The organism is Fulvivirga kasyanovii, assembly GCF_009711405.1.
Taxonomy (GTDB): Bacteria; Bacteroidota; Bacteroidia; order Cytophagales; family Cyclobacteriaceae; genus Fulvivirga; species Fulvivirga kasyanovii.
Map to the genome: position 1 here is coordinate 4,945 of NZ_SMLW01000606.1, position 21,082 is coordinate 26,026.

The window sequence follows — 21,082 nt, forward strand, 5'->3', positions numbered from 1 at the left end:
GGTGTGCACATTAGTCTTTTTGTTCCAAATATTTTCTCCGCTGCTCTGTTAATTTCCTGATAACGAAGCTATTCATAATTCTTACGTTGAATAATCCTCAATTTTAATCAGTCTCCAACTATCTCCTGAGCGGATAAATGTATATTGAATGTATATGCCATTTTCAATGCCTCTCAGGAATATCTTTCGATAGGGTGAAAGGGTAGCAACATTGAGGGACATCATACCTTCCAGCTTATTTGTTAATTCCCAATGTGCCCAATTATGTGATGGTATCGAATCGTAAGTGGTCTCATAATCATTGTCGTAATCTACGCCATAATTCGGAAGGGGAAATTGTATATGTTGCACCTGGAAGGCTGAGTCAGAAGAAAAGCGCTTTAAAAAATTGATAAATTCTACTTCTCGTAGTGAGTCAATTACTTGTTCAGTAACTGCCAAAAGCTTCCAGTTTCCATCCTCTTTTAGAAAGAAGTAATTCTCTACATAGTCTTCCTTAAAAGAAATGACAGACATCTTCACCTCATCATCAGTTACATCCTGATCAAAGTGGGTAATCGTGTCATTTTGCAGAACGGGGATATAACTTTTTGAGGTATAAAAAGCATGATGGCTCCACTCAGCCGGGGTTTTTACTTCTTGTCCATTAACATGAATAGGATATTTTATACTGGCTTTTTGAAATTCCTTGTCCCACATAAATTGAGAAAAGAATTGCATAAATGGCTGCTCCTGATGGCTTTCGGAGGGTTCCGTCTCCACAGGCTCTTCCCGGGCTATTGGCTGCGATATTTCTATTGGCGATTCTTCAATAGTATGCACGTGCTCTTCCTTTGAAGAAGGTTTTTGACATGCATTTATTAGTATGAAGATAATTATCGATATGTATTTCATTACTGTATGCTCTTCTTTTAAGACCTTAACTCCCTTCACCTCAGCTACATTCAGCGCCTTTATCTCCTGGTAAGTAGGTATACTGAGAGGTGCCCTTGCTGTAGCTTTGAAAGAGCGTTCTCACATTTACCTATGGTAGTGCGCGTAGAGCTTCTTCCAGCTCGCTTTTTTTTTGCAAAAGGCCTGGTCATATGGCCTTTTGCAACCTTTATAACGAATTTAAGCAGCACCTTAAGTTTCACGGTCATGTATGACACAATAAGCCCCGTCAACGCATGGGTTTAAAGAAAATAAGCGCCTGAATGATCAGCCCTATTACTATTAATACCCCAATTTCTATATTGGAGATCAGGTCGCTGGTAGAAATGGACCTGTTCGAAATTTCTATTTGTCGTTTTCCTTCTTTGAGCTGGATCTTCGATAACTCGTCCAACTGCTGGTTGAGGGCAATATGTTGCTGATATATCTCCTGCTTGTATTCTAGAGAAGGGTTTTCCTCAAAATTTTGCTCCAGACTGTACAGTTCATCCAGGCTATTTCTAAAAGATTTAAAGTACCGTGCTTCGCTGGTGGTTAGTTTTGTTTCTGCATATAGCTCCACCAGGTGATTGATAGAGTCATTTAAGTGATGGTTCACCTTGTCTTCCAACGCCAGGTCCAACTTTTTATCCTGTAGGTTTATAGATAACCGGTAAATATAATCCTGTGCCACCAGCCGGTCTTTGTAAATGGTAGACAGTGATCTTTTAACCACTTTAAAATGGTTACTGTCCATTTTATTGGTAGCTAACACCAACAGAAACACCACAGCCAACGCACCTACAGCTTTTAACTTTTGTACCATAATAAAACTCCATTTTTATATTTAAACACTGGACAAACTAAAGAATTCCTCAGCGAATTTGTAAATCTATAAATATACCCGAAGTGAGCGAATACTCAACTCATTCGCTGCCAATATTCCTTAACCTTTCTACCCAGTTGTTCAGTATCATTTTTCTTTCTTCATCGGCAAGTTTCTCTACCGAATAAATTACTTCGGGTTTAAGTACGGCAAAGCCAAGAAACTCCAGTATACCGCGATGTATCGGAAACAGAATGGAGTTGATGTTGCCGTATTTGTCATCTACATAATTCTTTTCAGGACCACCGGTGGTCACGGAGAGGAATGCCTTTTTTCCGACCGAAAATCCATGGTCATAAATTTTACCGTTGTCATAAAACTTACCCATGGTAAATACCTTATCTATCCAACCTTTTAAAATAGCTGGCACGGAAAACCAATACAACGGAAACTGCCAGATCATGATATCGCACCATGCTACTTTTTCCTGTTCTGATAGAATATCTGCCGAGAATGTGTTTTGTTGCACCGCATATTTTTCTTCCTCTTGTTGTTTGAAAAACCCTGCATTTTTTAATTGTGTGAAATTTCTTTTATCACTAACGGGTTGAAAATTGGTTTGATACAAATTGGAAGTTTTCACTTCGTGTCCGGCCTCTTCCAATGCGCTAACGGCAGTATTAAACAAGGCTGAATTAAAACTTTTTTCTTCGGGATGTGCTAGTACTATAAATATTTTCATCTTTGGCGTCTTAAAAGTTTATACTATAATTTTTATAGTTACAAAACTATTTTCAGTACTTTGTATTTGCAATAACTATCTAAATCGATAGGTTAAAGAAAGAGCATTATGAAAACAGAATGTATAAGCGATTGCGTGAAACTAAATGGAAAAAGTTACCCTTGTCCAATCAGCGTGACCATGGACCTGGTGGGTGGAAAATGGAAAGCTGTTATACTTTATTACTTGAAAGACGAACCGAAAAGATATAACGAGCTTTGTAAAGAAATGCCCTGCATTACGGAAATGACGCTGAGTTTGCAGTTGAAAAAGTTAGAAAAAGACGGCTTGATATCAAAAAAGGTCTACGGCAAAAAACCTCCCTTAAAAGCTGTTTACAGCCTCACAAATTTCGGTAAAACTTTTATACCCGTCCTGAAATTGATTACTGAATGGGGCAATCAGGCAGTCAGCAAAAAGGGCGAATTTGTGAATGTCTAGCTTGGGAAGAACAGTCATGGCTTTTAATGGTTGCTTTCAATTATTATCAATCCATTTTTCGTCTGTTAAATCTTCCATATATTTTTCTGTTCCTTCGAACCCGTAAGCCTTTAATTTTTCGAAATACTCAGAATAATCAAACTCTTCGTCCATAGGCTCCAGGTCCCAAATAGCATCAGCCATCCAGCCCAACCAGCGCGGGGGAGCAGGGTATTTCCTGAAGTAGTTTATCCTATCAGCTTCCGTGTCCAGGTTTCTGCCATACCATGCAAAAAACATCATGATATGGGTTTCCCCACTTCCCATTCGCCACTGTATGCTGTACGGATGAGAATCCGGGGCATAAACCCACGGTGGCGGTACATCGCCATACTTATCCAAATATTTGTTCAGCTCCTTTTGATAGTAGTCCGAATTTTCGAATGGTTCCATGGTTTAATTGGTAAAGAGGTCTGTTATACCGGCATTCCTTTAAGATCATAATTAGTGCTTCTTCCTCCTGCTGCCTCCTTTTGTAGAATACCTTTGTCTATTAAATCGTTGATGTCCCTTATTGCAGTGTCTTTTGAGCATTTTGCAATCTTTGCCCATTTTGATGAAGTCAGCTTTCCATCAAATCCGTCTAATAGTTTATTCAACAATTTCTTTTGCCTTTCATTGATCAGGGTTTTAGAATGTCTGGCCCAAAAGTCTGCTTTAAACAGAACCCTCGCCAATATTGAATCCGTGGACTTCAAGGTATTGATCAGGCAGTTTAAGAACCACCTGATCCATTCGGTTATATCAAGCCCTCCTTTTTGGGTCTTTTCCAGTATTTCATAGTATTGCTTTCTCTCTATTCGTATTTGAGCAGACATACTATAAAACCGCTGATTGCTTTTATCCGACCGCGACAATAGCATATCGGTCAAGGCTCTGGTTATCCTGCCATTTCCGTCTTCAAAAGGGTGTATGGTCACAAACCATAGATGAGCTACGGCTGCTTTTAATACCAAATCCATTTCCTGGTCCTTATTAAACCACGTCAAGAATCGCTTCATTTCCTTTTCAACCAGTGCTGAATCCGGTGCTTGAAAATGTACTTTTTCTTTCCCCATAGCTCCTGACACAACCTGCATCGGTCCGGTGGTATCGTCCCGCCAGTTGGCTACTGTTATTTTGTACATTCCACTTCTTCCGGTTGGAAATAGCGCAGCATGCCAATCAAAAAGCCGGTCAGCAGTTAATGGGGCAAAGCAGTTTTGTGTAGCATCCAGCATCATTTCTACAACGCCATCCACATTTCTGTCCGATTCAACCGAACCCGCTATTTCCATCCCTAACCTTCTTGCAATCGACGAACGTACCTGGTCGGGATTTAAATACTCGCCTTCAATTTCAGAGGATTTTAACACATCAAGGGTTAGTGTATCAAGCAAAGCATCACTCCTCAGGTCGAACCCTAACGATTCCATCTTACCTACAAGCCTCCCCTGCAGGTTTCGCGCCTCGCTGAGCAAATTGACTACCGCATCATTTTGCCACGTAAAACTTGGCCAGTTCTCTTTTTGATGTATAAAGGCTCTCATTTATCGCAGAATATGCAACGAATATACACATTATTCGTCGCAAAATATGCAACGAATAGGCAGTTTATTCGTCGCATGTCAGTTCTGAAATCACAAAAGACACTAAGCTACAACTCATTAATAATCAGACACATTAGCTGTTTTTAATCTAGTATTAACGAATATATAACCTATTAATATTATTATTTATATGTTTAATTACAAAATAATATTTAAGTTTAAAATGGAGTAAGTCGAAAATCCTGTTAACAGAGTAGACAATCATTCAACCTAATAACTAATGAAAAAAATCTTAAACCTTGTTCTTGCATGCTTGTTGTTATCTGTTTTTGCATGTAGTGAAGAAACCATTGAAGTAAAAAAGCCTGATCAGGAAATAGCGACTGATGCGAGGAATACCAATTCCGACAAGAAATCTTCCAATGATGCACGCCTTCCCCCAGGAGAATGCAGATATGCATACCCGGACAATTGCACACTTTACGTATCATGCAGATTGGCTGCAGCAGGTCTTAGGCAGTGGGGGTTTGATGCCTCAACCTACCAGGCGAAGCTAAGCATGATCAATACACAAAGTGGGTATATTCCTAACTATGGTGATGTAGCTATATTTGATACCGGAAGCAACTGGGGACATATGGCTTTTGTGGAATGGCGTGATCCAAATACCGGTCAGGTTCATATTAGCGAAACCAATTGGAATGGACAAGATTTTAACTGGAGAACTATTGGTACAGGCGTTTCATACCCTGGCCTAATGGGTTATTATCATCCTTAATACGACCTAATTCGTAAGTTATAGTAACCGGGCAATCGTTTAAGTATTAAGGATCACGAACGCCCGGTTATTATCCTCGTAAAAATCTTCATCCGATTATCTCATACGGGCAAACTTATTGGTACATTTCTACCCTCAAAGTAACCTTATGCCCAAATAAGTCCTATATTAGCCGTGTTTATACAAACTGAATTTACAGACATTGTGTTCTGGTATAAAACATCCGGAGAATATAATGGATAATAAACGTATCATAGAAGACCTCCTGAAATCGCACGGACTAAAGAAGACACCTATCAGATTAGAGATGTTGCAGTTGTTTTTCAAATATGATTTTGCGCTGTCGGCAAGTGACCTGGATACCCTCATGAAATCGGGGCATGACCGGGTAACGGTGTACAGGGCATTGGCTTCATTTGAAGAACATGGGATTCTGCACAAGGCATCGGAAGATGTGCAGGGCATAAAATATGCTATGTGCAGCAGCAGTTGCCCTGATGAGGTCCACACGGATATGCATGCTCACTTTACCTGCGACGAATGCCATCATACCTACTGCCTCGAAGATGTAAAAGTACCTGAGGTCAAAGTCTCTAATAACTACGCTATCGACAGGGTCAATTATACGCTCAAGGGTACCTGCAAACAATGTAAATCCTGATCTATGGCCGAAAACTGGAGCGGGCATTACAAGCACCTCAACGAAAAGACACCCCCGGCTGCTATGCTGTCTCGCGCACTGGCGGCCTTTCAACGTGAAAATGCAGGTAATGGCGAAAAGCTATCTCTCGACCTGGGGTGTGGCAATGGTATAGATACCCTGGCCATGTTGCAAGACCACTGGCAGGTTACGGCCATAGACCGCGAACGGCAGGCTCTGGAAGCCGTGGAAAAGCTCGCTGAACCTGAATTACGGAGCTACCTGACAACCCGGTGTATCGACTTTGCCGAAATTGATATACTTCCTGCTTATAAACTTGTCAATGCCACTTTCAGCCTTCCGTTTTGTCCGCCTGCCCGTTTTGATCATTTGTGGCACATCATCTGCAATGCGATTTCACCAGGAGGCAGGTTCAGTGGCCAGTTCTTTGGTGTGCGGGATTCATGGAGCTCCAATCCCGAGATGACTTTCCATACACGGGAAGGGGTTCAAAAGCTTCTTGCGGGATTCGAAACCGAACACCTGGAAGAAGTGGAAAAAGAGGGTAAATTAATTTCAGGACAACCCAAATACTGGCACGTCTTTCATGTAGTAGCCAGAAAAATATAACCTCATCCTGCACTTAACCCGGCCTGTGGGTCAAGCTTTTTTAATTCCTTTCGTAAAAGCAACTGCACCACTATGGCGTACGCCATATTTTCAATGGCCAGTGCATAATAGATACCGTCAAGACCCGACATCAATGACAGCAACAAAACCAGAGGCACAAACAATATAAGCTGACGGGCCACGGGTATGGTGGTAGCCAGCTTGCCCTTGCCGGTGGCCTGAAAAAATATAATTCCGGTAGACGCTACCGGAAGCCAGGGCATAGCCAGAAATATAAGCCGGAGGTTGTTCAGTTCGCTTTCGATCAATTTTTCTCCCGGGATCATGAGCGAGATCACTGTCTCAGGGAAAATGATGATCGGCGTAAGCAGTAACAGTATGAGGCCAATAGCACCCAGGCGAAACGTTTTTATAGCATCCATACAACGCTGCCACTTATCTGCACCATAGTTAATGCCGATTACCGGCTGCAAAGGCTGCAATAGCCCCATGGCAGGTACCGATACAAATGAAAACAGCCTGAATGCTGCACCAAAAAATGCAATATCATGGTTGCTACCATAAGCAGCTACAAGTCTGAACAGAAAAAACTGCCTTACCACATTAGACAGTTGCATAGACAGGGACGAAGTGCCTACACTGATCACATCTTTGATGATAGCCCGCTCAATGCGTACTCTAAAGCGCCCCGTACTGAATGACGACCTGCCACCAATAAAGTACCATGAAGTAAGCAGGCTGTATATGCCCATGCTGAACACACTGCTCCACGCGGCGCCGGCCACACCCATGGAAAAAACGGTAATGAACAATGGCGTGGTCAACAGGTTAAGCACTACACTTATCATGGTGTAGTTCATGGCTTCCTTTACCTTACCTTCCGCACGGATCAGCCCATTGGCCGACAGCCCGTAGATACTAAAGAAAATACCGCACGTATAGGCCCAAAAATACTCTTTTCCAGCCTCCAGCACCTCTCCCTCCCCGCCCATCAATGCTACTAACCCATCTGTAAAAAGTAGTCCGGCTGTCATTAATACCGCTGAAAAAAGCAGGGCAAGTGCCAGCAGGTTGGGGATCACTTTTCTCTGTACTTTGACATTGCCTGCACCTATAGCGCGACTCAATACAGAGCCTGAGCCTGCCGCTATAAATCCGGTAGCGGCTGAAATGATAAGCGTAAGCGGAAATAAAAGACTAACCCCCGCAAAAGCATCCGCCCCGACCAGATTGCCCAAATAAACCGAGTCTATTAATGAATTGACAGAGATCATGAGCATCCCCAGAATGCCGGGAGGGGAAAGTCTCCGTGCAACCTTCCATAGATTATCGTTTAGCAGGTCAGGTCGGTTGGTCATTTAAAACTGCTTTAAGAAGGTGACTTTAGCGATCACCTGCTGTTCAGCGAAGGGTTGTTCAAGCCCCTGAATGCGGGTGTCGTTAAATACCAGGTATATGAATGACAACGGCCTGTACTCCCAGCTCCCCCGGATGTTCCACCTGCCTTGTTCATCGAAAGAGTTGTACTGGTAAAATGCCGAAAGCTGTACTCTTGGGTTAAGGGCAAACCGTGCCCCAAGCGTAGTCAGGTGGGTCTCCAGGCTCTCTTTCTGCGTGCCCAGGTCGTTCAGTTTATTGTATTCGTAATCAGCGGTAAATGCCATATGAGGTATAGGGGCAAACCTTACCCCGCCATTGGTGGTAATCTTCTTTCCGTTATAAAAATCACCCCAGCTAAACGATCCGGATACGGACAGCTTTCTCGACTGATCGGAGTTGTATTTTACCTGGTGGTTGGTATAGTAATATTCATCGTGAGCTATGGATATTCCCAGCGGGGCAAAATCAAAGTTTATATTCTGCCAGGTAGGATAGATGGCATACTCAAAGAAACTGCCATTGGTAAAAATGATATAGATGGGGAACAGGTAGATATTGGCCTGCTGAAAGTTTCCGGGATCACTGGCATCGTGATAGTAATTAAAAAAGGCCCCGGGATCAAAACGGCGGATCCATGGAATATTCTTGGGCCTCCATATAAAGTAACCTCCCGGATTATGCCTGATCACATTATTTTGGTAAACAAAACCCATGTCGGGATTATAGTCTTCGGTCACAAAGTTGGTAAGCCAGCCCAGGTAGAATTTATTGGCAGAATAGCTGGCAAACAATTTACCGGCCAAGCCAAGGGTATCGCTGGAGTTGTCCCTCGAACCGGAGAGCATATAGGTGACGGTCAGCTCGTTTTTAGGTCTGATCAGTCCGTCAACGGTCAAAGTGGTATTGTTGCTCTGGCCTACACCTAATTCATCGGAATGCTCATCCTGACGATGGGTGAGCATAATACCAATATTATTTTCCTGTCCGTAATTCTGCAGGTATCTTGCTGCTCCGAAGCTGGCCGCCGGGGAGTTGCCCGTTTGCGCCTGGTGAATGTACAGTCCGGCTATAGACCTTTGGTCGTCCCGCATGGTGTACCTTACACCCGCATCGATTCTGGCAGGCTCGGCATTAAAATTACCCTGCAAGCCTATGGTGCGGCTAAAAAATGGTTTAATGGACAGGTCTCCCGCGCCTGCCCATATACCGGAATTCTCGAGGAAAAACTGTCTTCTTTCAGGGAAAAATATGTTGAACCTCTCCAGGTTGTTTACTGCCCGGTCCACATCTGCCTGGGCAAAATCAGTGTTAAAAGTCAGGTCCAGTACCGACCGCGGATTGATGGCCCATTTCACATCGCCTCCTATTTTCACATCACTATCGGAAGTATTTTTTCCTGCAGCTTCGCTTTCATCATATTGATATAAAAAATAAGGTTCCACACGAATATTAGCACTTGGCTCAGGCACCTTAAGTCCTTTTAAACTGGCCGCATAGGTCATCCGGTAAGGAGAAAAAGACTGCGGTATAGCAGGAAAAACCGTATGTTCATAATCCCTGCGGGCCAGCCTCGTGAAGGTGAGGCCCCACGTAACAGAGTCTGTCTGGCTGGGCCGCTCGTAGCGTATGGACTTAAAGGGAATGGCAAATTCGGCGTAGTACCCCGAATCTGTCTGGTGTGTCCTCACTGACCAGAGGGCATTCCAGTCATTATCAGTATTGTTGTCATTAAAATTCTGGAGGTCACGCTGGTTGCCATATGGGGTGGTCTGAAATGACACACAGTACTGTTTCAGATTTTGAGGGTCGAGCTGAATGCCGAAATTGTCGTTCTCCTGCCAGTCAAAGTCCCTCCTCAGGTCCTGCACCCGGATTCCTTTTTTCCCAAGGGAATCTGCACAGAATACCCCCAGGTACAAATGCTTCTGGTCATAGAGCAGGCGCACGTTTGTCCTGTGCTTAAACTCACCGCCCTGTCTGGGCTCAATCTTAAAAAAATCATTGACGGTCGGAGCATTTTGCCAGTCCGCTTCTGACAATTTTCCATCAATTTTTATGTTAGCATTGGCGGACACCGCCTCCACTTCTACAGGAGCCAGTGGAGGGGGAAAATTCTGATTGTCCATCTGAGCATGCATTGTAAAGGACAATGCCGTCATCATGATCACCAAAAAGGGTAGTTTCATAGTTATTAATGGGTTATAATCGACCAATCTTATTTACTGATCAACTTATATGGGATAATTCATTTATTATTTTCAATGCTACCGATCACCGCCACGGTCTCACCTTCATTGACCGGCGGTGTGCCCAAAATGATCAGCACCACACCGCTCTGGTCAGCGTAAATATCCTGAAGACGATTTCCAAAAAAGTCAGTGATATAGCCCAGGTACATACCTTTGACCACATAATCCCCGCTCGTTTTGGCGGCGTAGAATATACCCTTGTGATCGCTGCTCAGGTATGACCTTTTTTTAATTACAGCGATAGACGGTGTGGCCAGCGGCTGACCTTCCAGCATTTTGAGCTGCTTAAGCAGGCTTTGCACGCCTTCTACAATTTGCCCGACCTGTTGCTCTTCTGACCTGCCCAGCCCGCCACACTCTATGTCCATAGCCGGGATACCAGTTTTAAAAGCTTCGGCAGAGCAATAGGTACTTAGCCCTGCCGTTTTTCCGGTAACATTGAACACAACTACATGGTCAAACCCCATATTGGTCGCCATCAACCGGCCTTTTTCTGAGGCCTCCGGCATATCATCGCTGTGATAATAAGCTGTATATGGTGTGAGGTCTTCCGGTGCGTCACCGCCATGCATATCGAGAAAGTAGTCACATTTACTGATCACTTCCCGTGAGATGAAGTCCGCAATACGTTCGGTAATGGTACCTTCTGCATTTCCCGGAAATGACCTGTTCAGGTTTTTGCCATCTGCCGGGTTCAAAAACGGAGTCCTCCCAAGAAAGGCACCCGTATTGGCCACCTGCACCAGTATCACGGTTCCTGAAAGTTGCCCGGGATCGATTTTATGTATCAATTGCTGACCTGCCAGTATAGGCGGGTATTCGTAGCCGTGTACCCCTGCCGTAATGCCTAAAACAGGTCCTTCACTCGCGCCATGAAAGATAGTTACCGGAATGGTCGCCTTGTTTTTCCCGTCAGAAAGCTCTACCAGTTCGTGTGTTTTTGTGCCCGGTTTTAACGCTTTTCCATAAAAGGTAAAGGGACTTTGAGCGGCCACCTCTCCTACGGCAATAGCAATACCTGCTATCCAAAGGGCATATTTTCTCATATCAGGCTTTTCTTTTTAATGGTTACCAGCCCCGCCAGAGCGAACAGGATGGTCAAAAGTGTTATTTGAAAAATGATGCCAGTAGCAACAGTGTACCGGTCAATGCTTTTTTCCATATGGAATTCCGGCAACTTTGAATAGTCCTCACGATGTATGCGCTGGTTCCAAAACAGCTTCCGGAAATAGAAGTCCGTGATTTTCTCATGGAATATGGCCAGGGCATCCTGAAAGCGCAAAAAAGTGTTAAGGTCGGTATGCACTATATGGGTGAATACATCCTGCATACTCACTGCCGGATTTATCCAGTGGAATCGGTTGGCCAGGATGTTCCTCTTCCTCACCTGCCCGTTGTAGCGATCTACCTCGTGCTGGCTTTCAATGTCTTTTAAAGAGGTATAAGCTGCATAAGCTTTGGCGAGCCTGTTGTTATCTATCAGGCTATCACTCCCTGCCAATTCGGGTTTATGGGCCAGAAATTCCAGAATCACTTCTTTTGCTTCCTGTTCATCGTTCTCGTTTTCCAGGCCAGTGCGGCGCGTAAGTCCTGCAAGTTCAGTACTGCTCAGCGGATACCTTGTAGTAACTACAATATTGAGTACGGAAGGAATAACAATAAGAAAAAATAACCAGCAGCCAGCAGCCGTTATGGCGTTAAAAGGTGAGTTTCTGCGGTAGCTAACGATCAGAAATAACAAACTAAACCAAAACGCATTATAAATAACCACACCTAGTATCCATAACAGTGCGGGCAACTGGTTTTCTTCTTTAAGCACACTACCTGATGTGAACAGCCCGATCAGGGACATTAACAGGGCCAGCCCGGTAATCAGGGTGAAATAAAACAGCAGGCGTACTATAACTATTCTGCTGATGCTGATTGACTGGATATACAGCAGCGGAAGTGTGCCATTCTCCTTTTCCCCTGAGTACAGGTTATAACAAAAGGAAATGATCAATAACGGGAATAAATAAACTATGACGAACGAAAGGTCGAAGTTACCGGCCAGCAGGTTGACCGGGTTTGCAAGCTCGTTTTCAAACAATTGATAGTGCAGGCTCATGCCTGTAAGCCTGTAGTAATAGCGAAAAAGGTCTCGCTGCCCGATAGCCAAAGCGGCATAGTCGTGCGGCGGCAAAATGGCATGATAGCCATGTCTGTACCAGGCAAAGGCGGGCTTGGAAGCTATATCGTGGTTTTGCTCCTCCTGCACGGTCTCCGGCTCACCTTTAAAACTGGCCAGATAGGTGCTGAACTCATTTTGCTCCAGCTCCATGATCTCCTTAATGACCTCACGCTGGGCATTGATCTCTGTTTGCCCATAGTAAATGGCATATATACCAAACAGGAAGGTAACACCGACCATAAGTAACTGGAACCTGTTTCGAATGAATGAGACCCATTCGTAGCGGATCAACGTTTTAATAGCCTTATCCATGTATTGGTTTACTTTTTCGGTTTGAATAGTGAAGGAGGAGGACAACGAAAGTGGTCCATCCTACTATGGAGATCATCTCCAGCTTGTAATACCGTAATATTTCAAAAGCAGAAGGAGTGACATAACTGAAATCCTCAATTTCATCCCAAAGCTCCCGGGTGGCTTTGTACTCATAAAATTCACCGTACCGCGAGTTTTGGGCCATATCGTTGTTCATCTTACGCACAAGTTCCCTGCGGTAGGCCTCCACTTTATCTTCAAAATCAATGGCGGTGTACAGGTCGGTGGCAGACAATGCCATGGAAAGATGCTGTATAGCCAGGTATGGATTGAATATACTGGCTATGCTGCCCATGCTGTTTTGCCGGTGAAAAATGGCCCTGAGCTTCTCCCAGTGGATATCATAAACCATATTGCCGTATTCCTCTCCGGCCTGCATGCTTACTCCTTCGAAGTTGAATGGCAATTGGTGCAATGAATCTACACCATACCTGGTAAGGTACTCCTTCTCAAGCCTGGCACGCCTCACCGGGCCGGGAGTCTCCCCATCAATACCATCCCGGATATCTTTTTGGATGCCCTCTTTAAAAGCCCGCATGGAAGGTAATGTATAAAAACTCTCACTCAGGTTGGCCACGGCCTTTGGCGTAAGGATGACCAGAAGTATCCAGCAAGCCAGCAGGGTAAGTAAAGCATTTCTACCCGTAGCCGACTTGAGGGATACCCATACCGACAATGAAAGAAAAATAAAAATGTAAAGGGCATAGATCAACACAAGCAATACCGTTCTTACTGCCACATCGGGCACGACCGCTGAGGACAAACCGCGGCTGGACAGTATGAACATACCGGCTATGTACGGGGCAAGAATAACTATAAGCAATATGCTGTATGCCAGCACCTTGCCCCATGTAATGGATGAATAAGAGGCACCCTGGCTGAGTAGTAGCCTGAGGGTACCGGTTTCTTTTTCTTTAGTGTAAGATGAGAACGCCAGAAAGATGATCAGCAACGGCAGCAGTACATAGAGCACCAGGGCAGCACTAAGTTCACCAAAGCGGATCATACTGCTGTGATCCTGGGCCGGACGGAACATAAATTCGTGCTGGTAATGTGCCTCCAGGTAAATCGATGTTCCGGTGTAAGTATCCAGGCCAAAATCAAAAACACTGAGGATAGTCTTCGGCTTGAATACGAAAGTACCGTAGTGTGCGGCTATGTGGGGATGCTTGTCCCCCTGCCCGAGCCATTCCTTTCGTTTTTCCTCCTGTTTCTCCGTTATTATTCTGCTTTGCTGGCGGTACGACAGGTAGCCACCATACAGAGCTACACCGAGTAGCAGCAAAATGATGATCCCAAGGGAAACTACCAGCCGCTCACGCAAGGCAATTTTTATTTCTTTTCTGGCTATGGAAAGTAAATTTCGCATGGTCTGTTAGTGCATATGTTTGAGGTAGAGTTTTTCAAGGTCATGAAAGCTCACATCTTCCGATTTAAAATCCTCTATCAATATCCCTTGCTTCATAATACCGATGTGTGTCCCGGTATCTTTCGCCCGGAAAAGGTCATGGGTAGCCATTAATGTGGCTACTCCTTTCTCCTTCATATCCAGCAACAGCTCCGAAAATTCATTACTGGCTTTCGGGTCAAGGCCTGATGTGGGTTCATCGAGCAAGAGCACTCTGGCTCCCCGGGCCCTGGCTAAAGCTATACCTACCTTCTGACGCATGCCTTTAGAGTAACTGCTTACCCGGCGGTGTATAAAATCGGGCTGCAAACCGGATTGCTTCAACAGCTCCTCTAACTGCTCTTTGTCGTAATGCTTTTTGCCCAGGCCACAGAAAAAGTCTAGGTTTTCCAGACCAGTCAGATTGGAGTAGAGCATCAGGTTTTCGGGTATGTATGACAGCAACTGCCTCGTTTCCTTCGGGTGCTTCGTTACATCCATGGCATTGATGGTAGCCTGCCCGGCATCAGGCTCTATAAAATTCAGGAACAGGTTAATCGTGGTGGATTTCCCTGCTCCGTTGGCTCCCAAAAGGCAGAAGATATCACCGCTCTTAATGCTAAGATCAAGCCCGTTAAGCGCGGTAAAGTCGCCATAGTTTTTTGTGAGGTTTGTAGCTTCAAGCATCTCAATTCAATTTTTGCAACCCAGTGATATAGCCTCCTGTTGAGGTAAATAATTTGGTCGCACTATCTGATGACAAGTCATACCGGTAAATCGCATTTTCATCGTTGGTAGCAATGGAAAAGAGTACACTTTGACCACTCTCCTCATGCATGATCATACTGCGCGACCCATAGGTTACAGGCAGACCTGATACAGCGCCTTCACTGGCCTTACCTTCCAGATCTATTTTGTAGTATCTGAATTGCGGCTGGCCGGTGGCATATTCCCAGAAGTCGCTCGCATCTTCCACCCTGGCGGTAAAGGACTGGCCGGATGAAGTGCGGTAGATGCCTATGCAAATGTTGCCGGTTGCCTCCTCAAGGTTGAAGAAGTAATCCTGGTCAAAAGTGGTCTCTCCGTTGTTGATCCTTAAAACACCACTTGGACTGCTGCCTCCTGCATTGGTAGTACCCAAGGCCTGTACATAAATATCTCCGTTGGAAGTTTTCACCATGCCCGAATTGGGGCTTTGACCTCCAAATACCATTCCTGTTCTGCCATCGGCTATTACTTTTTCTACCTGATTGGTCGACAGGTCTATCACTGCCACATAGGCCGAATCGTTGACAGGCACAAAGTTGTTCTCATAGTGCACGCCCATAAACAGTTTATTGTCGCGCTCAAGCATGTCCAGATAGTAAGTCCGTGTTGCTTCCGGTACCCTGCTTGTAACCGCACTGAGAGATATTTCATCTTCTATGCGCATGGTAGCCGGGTTGAAAATGATCAGTTTGGAAATACCTCCTGATACCGTACCGTAAGCCACAGTTTCACTCACAAAATGTAAGGTAGAAAAGGTATTGGCTCCGGGTACCACTACCCTTTCTTCCTCTTCCGGAAGGCCTTCGCTGTTGAAAGTGTACTTTACCAGATTGGCCGGGGCACCAAAAGGTGTTGCAAACAGGTTTTTTCCATAGGCTACAGTGCTCGCACTTCCGGTAAGTTCAATTGCATTGCTGTTATCAACACTCGTAAGGTCAAGGTTTTCAATGCCCTGGATATAGGTAGTAACATCAGGCCACGCACCGCTGACGGTAGAAACGGCGTAGTTTACCTCCGCCTCCGGAGTGGCAGCAGGGCCATCATCATCAGAGCAAGCCACACAAGCAAGGGCCGATAGAAAAAAGAAGGCGGCCCTTTGATGCCATAGATTAAAAAACTGATTTTTCATTGGTTGTTTTGGTTAGTGTTTATAAAAGTTCTTAGTGTGAGATAAAAAGCTCTTCCCGGCCGCTGTACGCTAAAATTGTCGTACGCCTTGCGGTCAAAAATATTAGAAGACTCCAAAGCCACGGATAATTTGTTTTCGGGCAGGCTATAGGATACTCCCGCGTTTTGTATGAACTGCTCCGGAATGGTGTTCTTCAGGTCCTTTCGGCCATCTACTGCCCAGAACAGGTAAAAATCATGCACATAACCTGCCGACCACCATGCGGAAAAGCTGTTTTTGCCGCCTAAGATGTTTTCTTTGGTAAAGCGTACTTCTCCATTGCCAAACAGGTAAGGAATGTTGGGGAGCCTGGCATCGAAATAGCGGTTATCAACCGAACCGGTAACTTCCCTGCGTGACCTGTTTCGAATATCCTGATAAGTAGCATTGGCCTTTACAGACAGAAAGGTAAAAGGCTTGTATTGCACTTCTGCCTCCACTCCCCTGACCATGGCTTTAAGCAGGTTTTGATACTGGGCAAAGAACTGCGAAGTCCTGAGCCAAATGATGTTGTCGGTCAGCCGGTAGAAGCCATTCAGCTCTGCCGTGAGCTTGGCCGAGGAAAACTGTACACCTGCATTGGCATTATGGCTTTGCTCGGGTTGCAGCGATGGGTTGGGCTTTACCATAGTAAAATCACCAAAGAGTTCAAACTCATCCGGTAGCCGTGTAGCGTATTCATAAGAGGCTTTAGCCAGGATCTGACTGGTGAAATTGTATTTTAATGATTGGGAAAAACCAAAGTTGGAGATCGACTGGCTGTGAGGCAAAAACTCCATATTCTGGATGGAATATCCCTCTGCGTTGAAAGCAAAGTGTTTCACTGCTGTGTAACTGGTTAGCCCTTTGGCAAAAACATGCTCATAAGCCAGCCCCATAACATTCCTGACCAGCTCGGTTGGGTTGCTGTAGTAGTCTTCTCCGTAGAAACCGGCAGCTACCGGGTCTTCACCCACACGCCTGAACCACGAAGAAAGTATATTGAGTGTAAAGCTGCCCTTGCTCCATGGGTTAAAGGTAATGTTAAGCCTGCTTACGGCATTTTTGGAAGTCAGATCCAGCAAATTTCCCGAAGTAGATATTTCCCCACCATCCGTGCGCCTGTAGTTTGCCTGTCCGTCCCAGGTGTAGGCATTCAGGGTGGTATCCTGAAAATAGCCCGATGTAAAATTGGCCCCTCCATACCACTTGAGTGTGGTGCGCGGCAGGATAGACTGCTTTTCATATTCCAGGGAAACTCCGGTGGTTGACTCCTCATAAGTCGCTTCCCCATAGGGCTGGGACATGATGGCGTTATGTTGAATGTCATCGACAAGCCCGGAATACCTCATGCTGAGCACCAGCCGGTCAGCATAGCTTTTATTGTAAACCCCGGCATTCAGATTGACCAGGTAGTTGGCAAACTTGTTATGAAAACGCCTTACCCTGGCAGGCTGCGGATTGCCACCGGTATCCGGGATCTCCACATCGATCTTATAGTCATTGTCGGAATGGTTGTAGAATGAAGCAATACCCAAAAAGGCCTGCTTTTCCGTATTTACCCATTGCCCGTTGAAATTGGCCTTGTGCGTATTAAATGACCCCACTGAGTATGAGGCATCGAGATAGCTGATGTACTCTTTTCTGGAGATGATATTAATGCCCCCGCCAAGGGCATCAGCCCCAAGATCAACCGGCACCACCCCTTTGTACACCTCAATCCGTTTCATCATGTTGACCGGCAGCGCATTCAGCCCAAAACCTGAGCCGAAGTATGACAGGGGAATACCGTCAAGGAAAAATTTCACCTGTTTACCGGACATACCATTGATATTGACCTGAGCGTCGCTGCCAAAGCCCCCGGTCTGCCGTACATTTACACCCGAGATCTGCTTGATGACATCACTGGTGTTGATATTTTTCGAATAGAAATCGCGCGTATCCAAAACTGCAACACTGGCTACACTTTCCTGTAGCTCCTGCCCTTCTGTTTTTCCGGTTACAGTTACTTCATTCAGCTCAGTAACCTGCTCCACCAGGGTTACTTTGATATTCAGGTCATGACTGGTACTGCTTATGGTCACAGTTCTTTTTTGAGGCTCAAAACCGATATAGGAAAGGTTTAGCTCATATGCTCCAGGCACCAGTTCTGCAAAAGTAAAATGACCGGCCTCGTTCGTTACAGCACTTTTCCCTGCATTGGAAAGCTCGACATATACACCGGGAATGGCTTCGCCTTTTTCATCCAGCACCTCACCGGAAATAGTTGCCGCGTATGCCCCGGAAATAGCCGGGCATGCTATGAAGATAATAACACATGTATAAAATCGAATCATATTTAAATGCAACTATGTTGCAAATATAAAATTAATAGACAAACGCAAAACACTTGCGTTTGAAATATTTAAAGAAAATGCCGCAACAGGCCGGATTTCAGGATGAGTGGACTCTTCGTCGCTTAATCAAAGGACACTTCGCGGATCAGCCCTTCGGCCATCATTTCATCAAGCAGCAGTTTTTCTTCATCGGACAGGCTGGTGGTATTGATCAGGCCATTTGCTTTTTCCCACAGCAGTTGATGCCCCGCTTCAAGTGCATAGGCCTCTTCCTCCTCTTTTTTAAATAAATAGACGCTGCCATCTGCTTTGGTTGCTTGTGGTACGCATTGGTTTCTCAGTAAATAGCCGGAAGAGTCGTATTGAAGTGGTATGATCTGCCTTTCTTCATTATAGGCCAGATAATTAACCGGGGCACTCATTTTAATGGATGTTTCCTGTAAGGGCGGGATTTCAAAAACCTCAACATCTGTATGTATTTTGCCCTCAGGCAAGGGGTGGCAACCTATTACTTTTACAGGGGTACGCTCTTCAGAATGGTTAAATACTATGGCTTCCGATGTACTCTCCATGATCCGCTCAAGGGTCACTTTTTCAATAAAAAAGAAATCGTCAGCGGCTGTTTTGGAGTGCCTCACTTCACCCCCACTATGCACCTCGGATATCAGGGTGTACTTCCCCGCGGGCGCATCCTCAGGTACATGATAGGTGAAATAGTAGTGCCGTCCCGACTGTATATTTTGTAAAATCTCAACCAGCTTTTCCGTTTTATGCTGGCCGCTCAGGTAATCGGCCACGATCATCAATGGCAGGTTTTTATTGAGGTATTTTAACTTCTTTACATCGCTGTTTTGAGGCTCAACCGGGTCGGGCAGGCCAAGTACGTGCTTTTCAAAAAGTATGGTTTCTTTCCCTTTTGGGTCCCTCACCCCGATCCTTACCCAAGGAAATACATGCACATCTTTCAGATGGGCCGTGTTGAAATTCCAGTGGATGGTGACCGTACTGCCAGGCACGGAGCGCTTGGGGAATATACTCATGGTGTTTTTACTTTCTTAATGTCTTCAATTGCTCCTTGCTGTATTTGACCGGGTACTCTTCAAACCATTTGGTCACGGTATCTTCACCGAGGTGGTCGTAAGTAACGGAAATCAGCTTTTCAAGCTTTTCCAGGTATGCCTGCCTGGCGCTATCGGGATCGGCCAGCAGGGACCTCTTTCGGTCTTCCTTCTCCTGCTTCCGGGCGGGAACATGGTGGAAGTACTGGTTAAAATGTTTTTGGCTGAACTCATGGTACTCGGGTGTAAACAAGATCATATTGTGCCACATTTCATCGATGATGAGCAGGTCGTCGGGTATAAAAACGCCGGGAATCTGGCTGATATACAAAAATTTTAAGGTTTCCCTCAGTATATCCCGTGCCTCATCTTCGGTAACATCATACATATCAAGAAACCGTGATAGTACGTCTTCATTTTCATACTCAAGTAGTTCGTCTAGCTGGTTTTTCTGTAAGGTTTCCATAAGGGGTTGAACTAGGTGGTAGCAGCAGCATGCATAAAGCACGCTGCTGCATGAACATCAAAAATTACAGTGTAGAAGTGCAGTGGCCACAGTTGCTGCAATGTGTGCCTCCTACGGCTTTTGTTGCTTTGTCAGCCAATATTCTGGAGATTAAAGCTTCTTTGTTGGTTTTCATAATTTTGAAAATTTTGGTTAATACCTACTCTTTCGAAGGTTTTCGGCTTACCCTTTACTATTGCAACAGTGTTGCATATATAATCATTACACAACTTAAATGCAACACTGTTGCTTTTAAATATTTGGCGATTTTATCCCGTAGATATATTGGCCTAAATAGCCATAATCCAGTAAGTAGTTGATTGCTAAAAAGTTGAAGATTATTATAAGCCTCCCAGCCGCTAACCGCCTTTAATCAAAGTCACCCTTCGCTTCTTCAAAAGAAAACCATTTATAAGGTACTTGAGACGGGGCTATGGTCACATCCAAGTAGAAAAAAACTTCCCACCAGCCACATTAATAAATATTACATTTCAAAATACGGCTGTATAACGTATAGATTTCCTGTATAAGCATAAATCACATGTTTTTAATGCTATTTAATCATTAATATTACAAAGCTCCTTTTCAATAAAGTTTTTTTAGTAAAATTATTTACCAATACATCATCCCCGTATTGGCATTATCAACTAAAACCAACTTATTATGAAAACCCCAATTGTTAAAATTTCCTTTGTTGCAGCTTTCCTGTTTGCAATTGCTTTTTTAGGCAACAGCCAATTAGGCTTGGCTAACCTTTCAGCCGACACGGACTTTACCTGTGTAGAAGAAATGGTATGTGAAGCATCTTTGACCGAAGCAAATCTTGTATGCACTTCATGGTCGAAGGTTAGGACTGACTCGAGATGTACAGGGGAGCACCAGGGAGTATGTATTTGCTACGAATACTGGGACGTTGAAAGAAGGGTTTGTGGTATCCCTGGTTCATCCTGGCAATGGGAAGAATTCAGGAACACCAATTATCGTACAGCAGGGTGCTGAGCCTGCCCATCAAATAGTGAGAAGGAAGAAGATCCTTCTCACTATCCTCTCAATGCTGTTAAATTAACTCTCCAACCTGAATTCAGTTTGGCCGTACGGTCAATGCTTCTGAACAGTTAAGCTTTACCAAACTTT

At 44.7% G+C, this 21,082-nt stretch carries 20 protein-coding genes; 5 read left to right on the top strand and 15 right to left on the bottom strand.

What is annotated here, in order from left to right:
• Positions 1-81 precede the first annotated feature (81 nt).
• The 3 genes from E1163_RS18645 to E1163_RS18655 all read right to left on the bottom strand — a co-directional run bounded on the left by E1163_RS18645 (position 82) and on the right by E1163_RS18655 (position 2,480).
• Positions 82-894, bottom strand: a complete 813-nt coding sequence (locus tag E1163_RS18645; protein WP_155173976.1) for a DUF4348 domain-containing protein — start codon at positions 892-894, stop codon at positions 82-84.
• A 268-nt stretch (positions 895-1,162) separates the two neighbouring features.
• Entirely contained in the window at positions 1,163-1,738 is a 576-nt protein-coding gene (locus tag E1163_RS18650) for an MCP four helix bundle domain-containing protein (RefSeq protein ID WP_155173977.1), read from the bottom strand.
• A 100-nt stretch (positions 1,739-1,838) separates the two neighbouring features.
• A complete protein-coding gene (locus tag E1163_RS18655) occupies positions 1,839-2,480 on the bottom strand; it encodes an NAD(P)H-dependent oxidoreductase (protein ID WP_155173978.1) in 642 nt (213 codons plus the stop codon).
• 108 nt (positions 2,481-2,588) lie between these two features.
• On the opposite strand from E1163_RS18655, the gene E1163_RS18660 reads away from it, so the two are divergent.
• Positions 2,589-2,960, top strand: a complete 372-nt coding sequence (locus E1163_RS18660) for a winged helix-turn-helix transcriptional regulator (RefSeq protein WP_155173979.1) — start codon at positions 2,589-2,591, stop codon at positions 2,958-2,960.
• Between the two features lie 36 nt (positions 2,961-2,996).
• On the opposite strand, the gene E1163_RS18665 is transcribed toward E1163_RS18660, so the two are convergent.
• Positions 2,997-3,392, bottom strand: a complete 396-nt coding sequence (locus E1163_RS18665; RefSeq protein ID WP_155173980.1) for a hypothetical protein — start codon at positions 3,390-3,392, stop codon at positions 2,997-2,999.
• 23 nt (positions 3,393-3,415) lie between these two features.
• Positions 3,416-4,528, bottom strand: coding sequence for a Fic family protein (locus tag E1163_RS18670; protein ID WP_155173981.1), 1,113 nt, complete (start codon positions 4,526-4,528; stop codon positions 3,416-3,418).
• A 280-nt stretch (positions 4,529-4,808) separates the two neighbouring features.
• Between E1163_RS18670 and E1163_RS18675 the strand changes: the two genes are divergently transcribed.
• From E1163_RS18675 to E1163_RS18685, 3 genes are all read left to right on the top strand, one after another.
• Positions 4,809-5,306, top strand: coding sequence for a CHAP domain-containing protein (locus E1163_RS18675; RefSeq protein WP_155173982.1), 498 nt, complete (start codon positions 4,809-4,811; stop codon positions 5,304-5,306).
• Between the two features lie 235 nt (positions 5,307-5,541).
• Positions 5,542-5,967 carry a Fur family transcriptional regulator gene (locus tag E1163_RS18680; protein WP_155173983.1) on the top strand — a complete coding sequence of 142 codons (426 nt, stop codon included), beginning with the start codon at positions 5,542-5,544 and terminating at the stop codon, positions 5,965-5,967.
• Positions 5,968-5,970: 3 nt separating this feature from the next.
• Complete coding sequence (locus tag E1163_RS18685; RefSeq protein ID WP_155173984.1) at positions 5,971-6,576, top strand: class I SAM-dependent methyltransferase; 606 nt, start codon at positions 5,971-5,973, stop codon at positions 6,574-6,576.
• 2 nt (positions 6,577-6,578) lie between these two features.
• Here the strand turns inward: E1163_RS18685 and E1163_RS18690 are convergent, their stop codons facing one another.
• The 10 genes from E1163_RS18690 to E1163_RS18735 all read right to left on the bottom strand — a co-directional run bounded on the left by E1163_RS18690 (position 6,579) and on the right by E1163_RS18735 (position 19,909).
• The gene (locus tag E1163_RS18690) at positions 6,579-7,934 is read right to left on the bottom strand and encodes an MATE family efflux transporter (protein WP_155173985.1); all 1,356 of its coding nucleotides are present in this window, start codon (positions 7,932-7,934) and stop codon (positions 6,579-6,581) included.
• Complete coding sequence (locus E1163_RS18695; RefSeq protein WP_155173986.1) at positions 7,935-10,142, bottom strand: DUF5916 domain-containing protein; 2,208 nt, start codon at positions 10,140-10,142, stop codon at positions 7,935-7,937.
• Positions 10,143-10,201: 59 nt separating this feature from the next.
• Positions 10,202-11,251 carry a succinylglutamate desuccinylase/aspartoacylase family protein gene (locus E1163_RS18700; RefSeq protein WP_155173987.1) on the bottom strand — a complete coding sequence of 350 codons (1,050 nt, stop codon included), beginning with the start codon at positions 11,249-11,251 and terminating at the stop codon, positions 10,202-10,204.
• On the bottom strand, positions 11,248-12,687 hold the full coding sequence (locus E1163_RS18705) for a DUF3526 domain-containing protein (protein ID WP_155173988.1): 1,440 nt from the start codon (positions 12,685-12,687) through the stop codon (positions 11,248-11,250). Before E1163_RS18705 ends, E1163_RS18700 begins: the two co-directional genes overlap by 4 nt.
• Positions 12,680-14,116 carry an ABC transporter permease gene (locus E1163_RS18710; RefSeq protein WP_155173989.1) on the bottom strand — a complete coding sequence of 479 codons (1,437 nt, stop codon included), beginning with the start codon at positions 14,114-14,116 and terminating at the stop codon, positions 12,680-12,682. Before E1163_RS18710 ends, E1163_RS18705 begins: the two co-directional genes overlap by 8 nt.
• Positions 14,117-14,122: 6 nt before the next feature.
• Positions 14,123-14,821, bottom strand: coding sequence for an ABC transporter ATP-binding protein (locus tag E1163_RS18715; protein ID WP_155173990.1), 699 nt, complete (start codon positions 14,819-14,821; stop codon positions 14,123-14,125).
• 1 nt (position 14,822) lies between these two features.
• A complete protein-coding gene (locus E1163_RS18720; RefSeq protein WP_155173991.1) occupies positions 14,823-16,031 on the bottom strand; it encodes a DUF4374 domain-containing protein in 1,209 nt (402 codons plus the stop codon).
• Entirely contained in the window at positions 16,028-18,385 is a 2,358-nt protein-coding gene (locus E1163_RS18725; protein WP_155173992.1) for a TonB-dependent receptor, read from the bottom strand. The genes E1163_RS18720 and E1163_RS18725 overlap by 4 nt, the downstream gene beginning before the upstream one ends.
• A 122-nt stretch (positions 18,386-18,507) precedes the next feature.
• Entirely contained in the window at positions 18,508-19,425 is a 918-nt protein-coding gene (locus tag E1163_RS18730; protein WP_155173993.1) for a hypothetical protein, read from the bottom strand.
• Between the two features lie 7 nt (positions 19,426-19,432).
• On the bottom strand, positions 19,433-19,909 hold the full coding sequence (locus E1163_RS18735) for a glycine-rich domain-containing protein (RefSeq protein ID WP_155173994.1): 477 nt from the start codon (positions 19,907-19,909) through the stop codon (positions 19,433-19,435).
• Between the two features lie 702 nt (positions 19,910-20,611).
• On the opposite strand from E1163_RS18735, the gene E1163_RS18740 reads away from it, so the two are divergent.
• Positions 20,612-20,947 (top strand): hypothetical protein, encoded by a 336-nt coding sequence (locus E1163_RS18740; RefSeq protein WP_155173995.1) that lies wholly within the window; start codon positions 20,612-20,614, stop codon positions 20,945-20,947.
• The last annotated feature ends 135 nt before the right edge of the window (positions 20,948-21,082 follow it).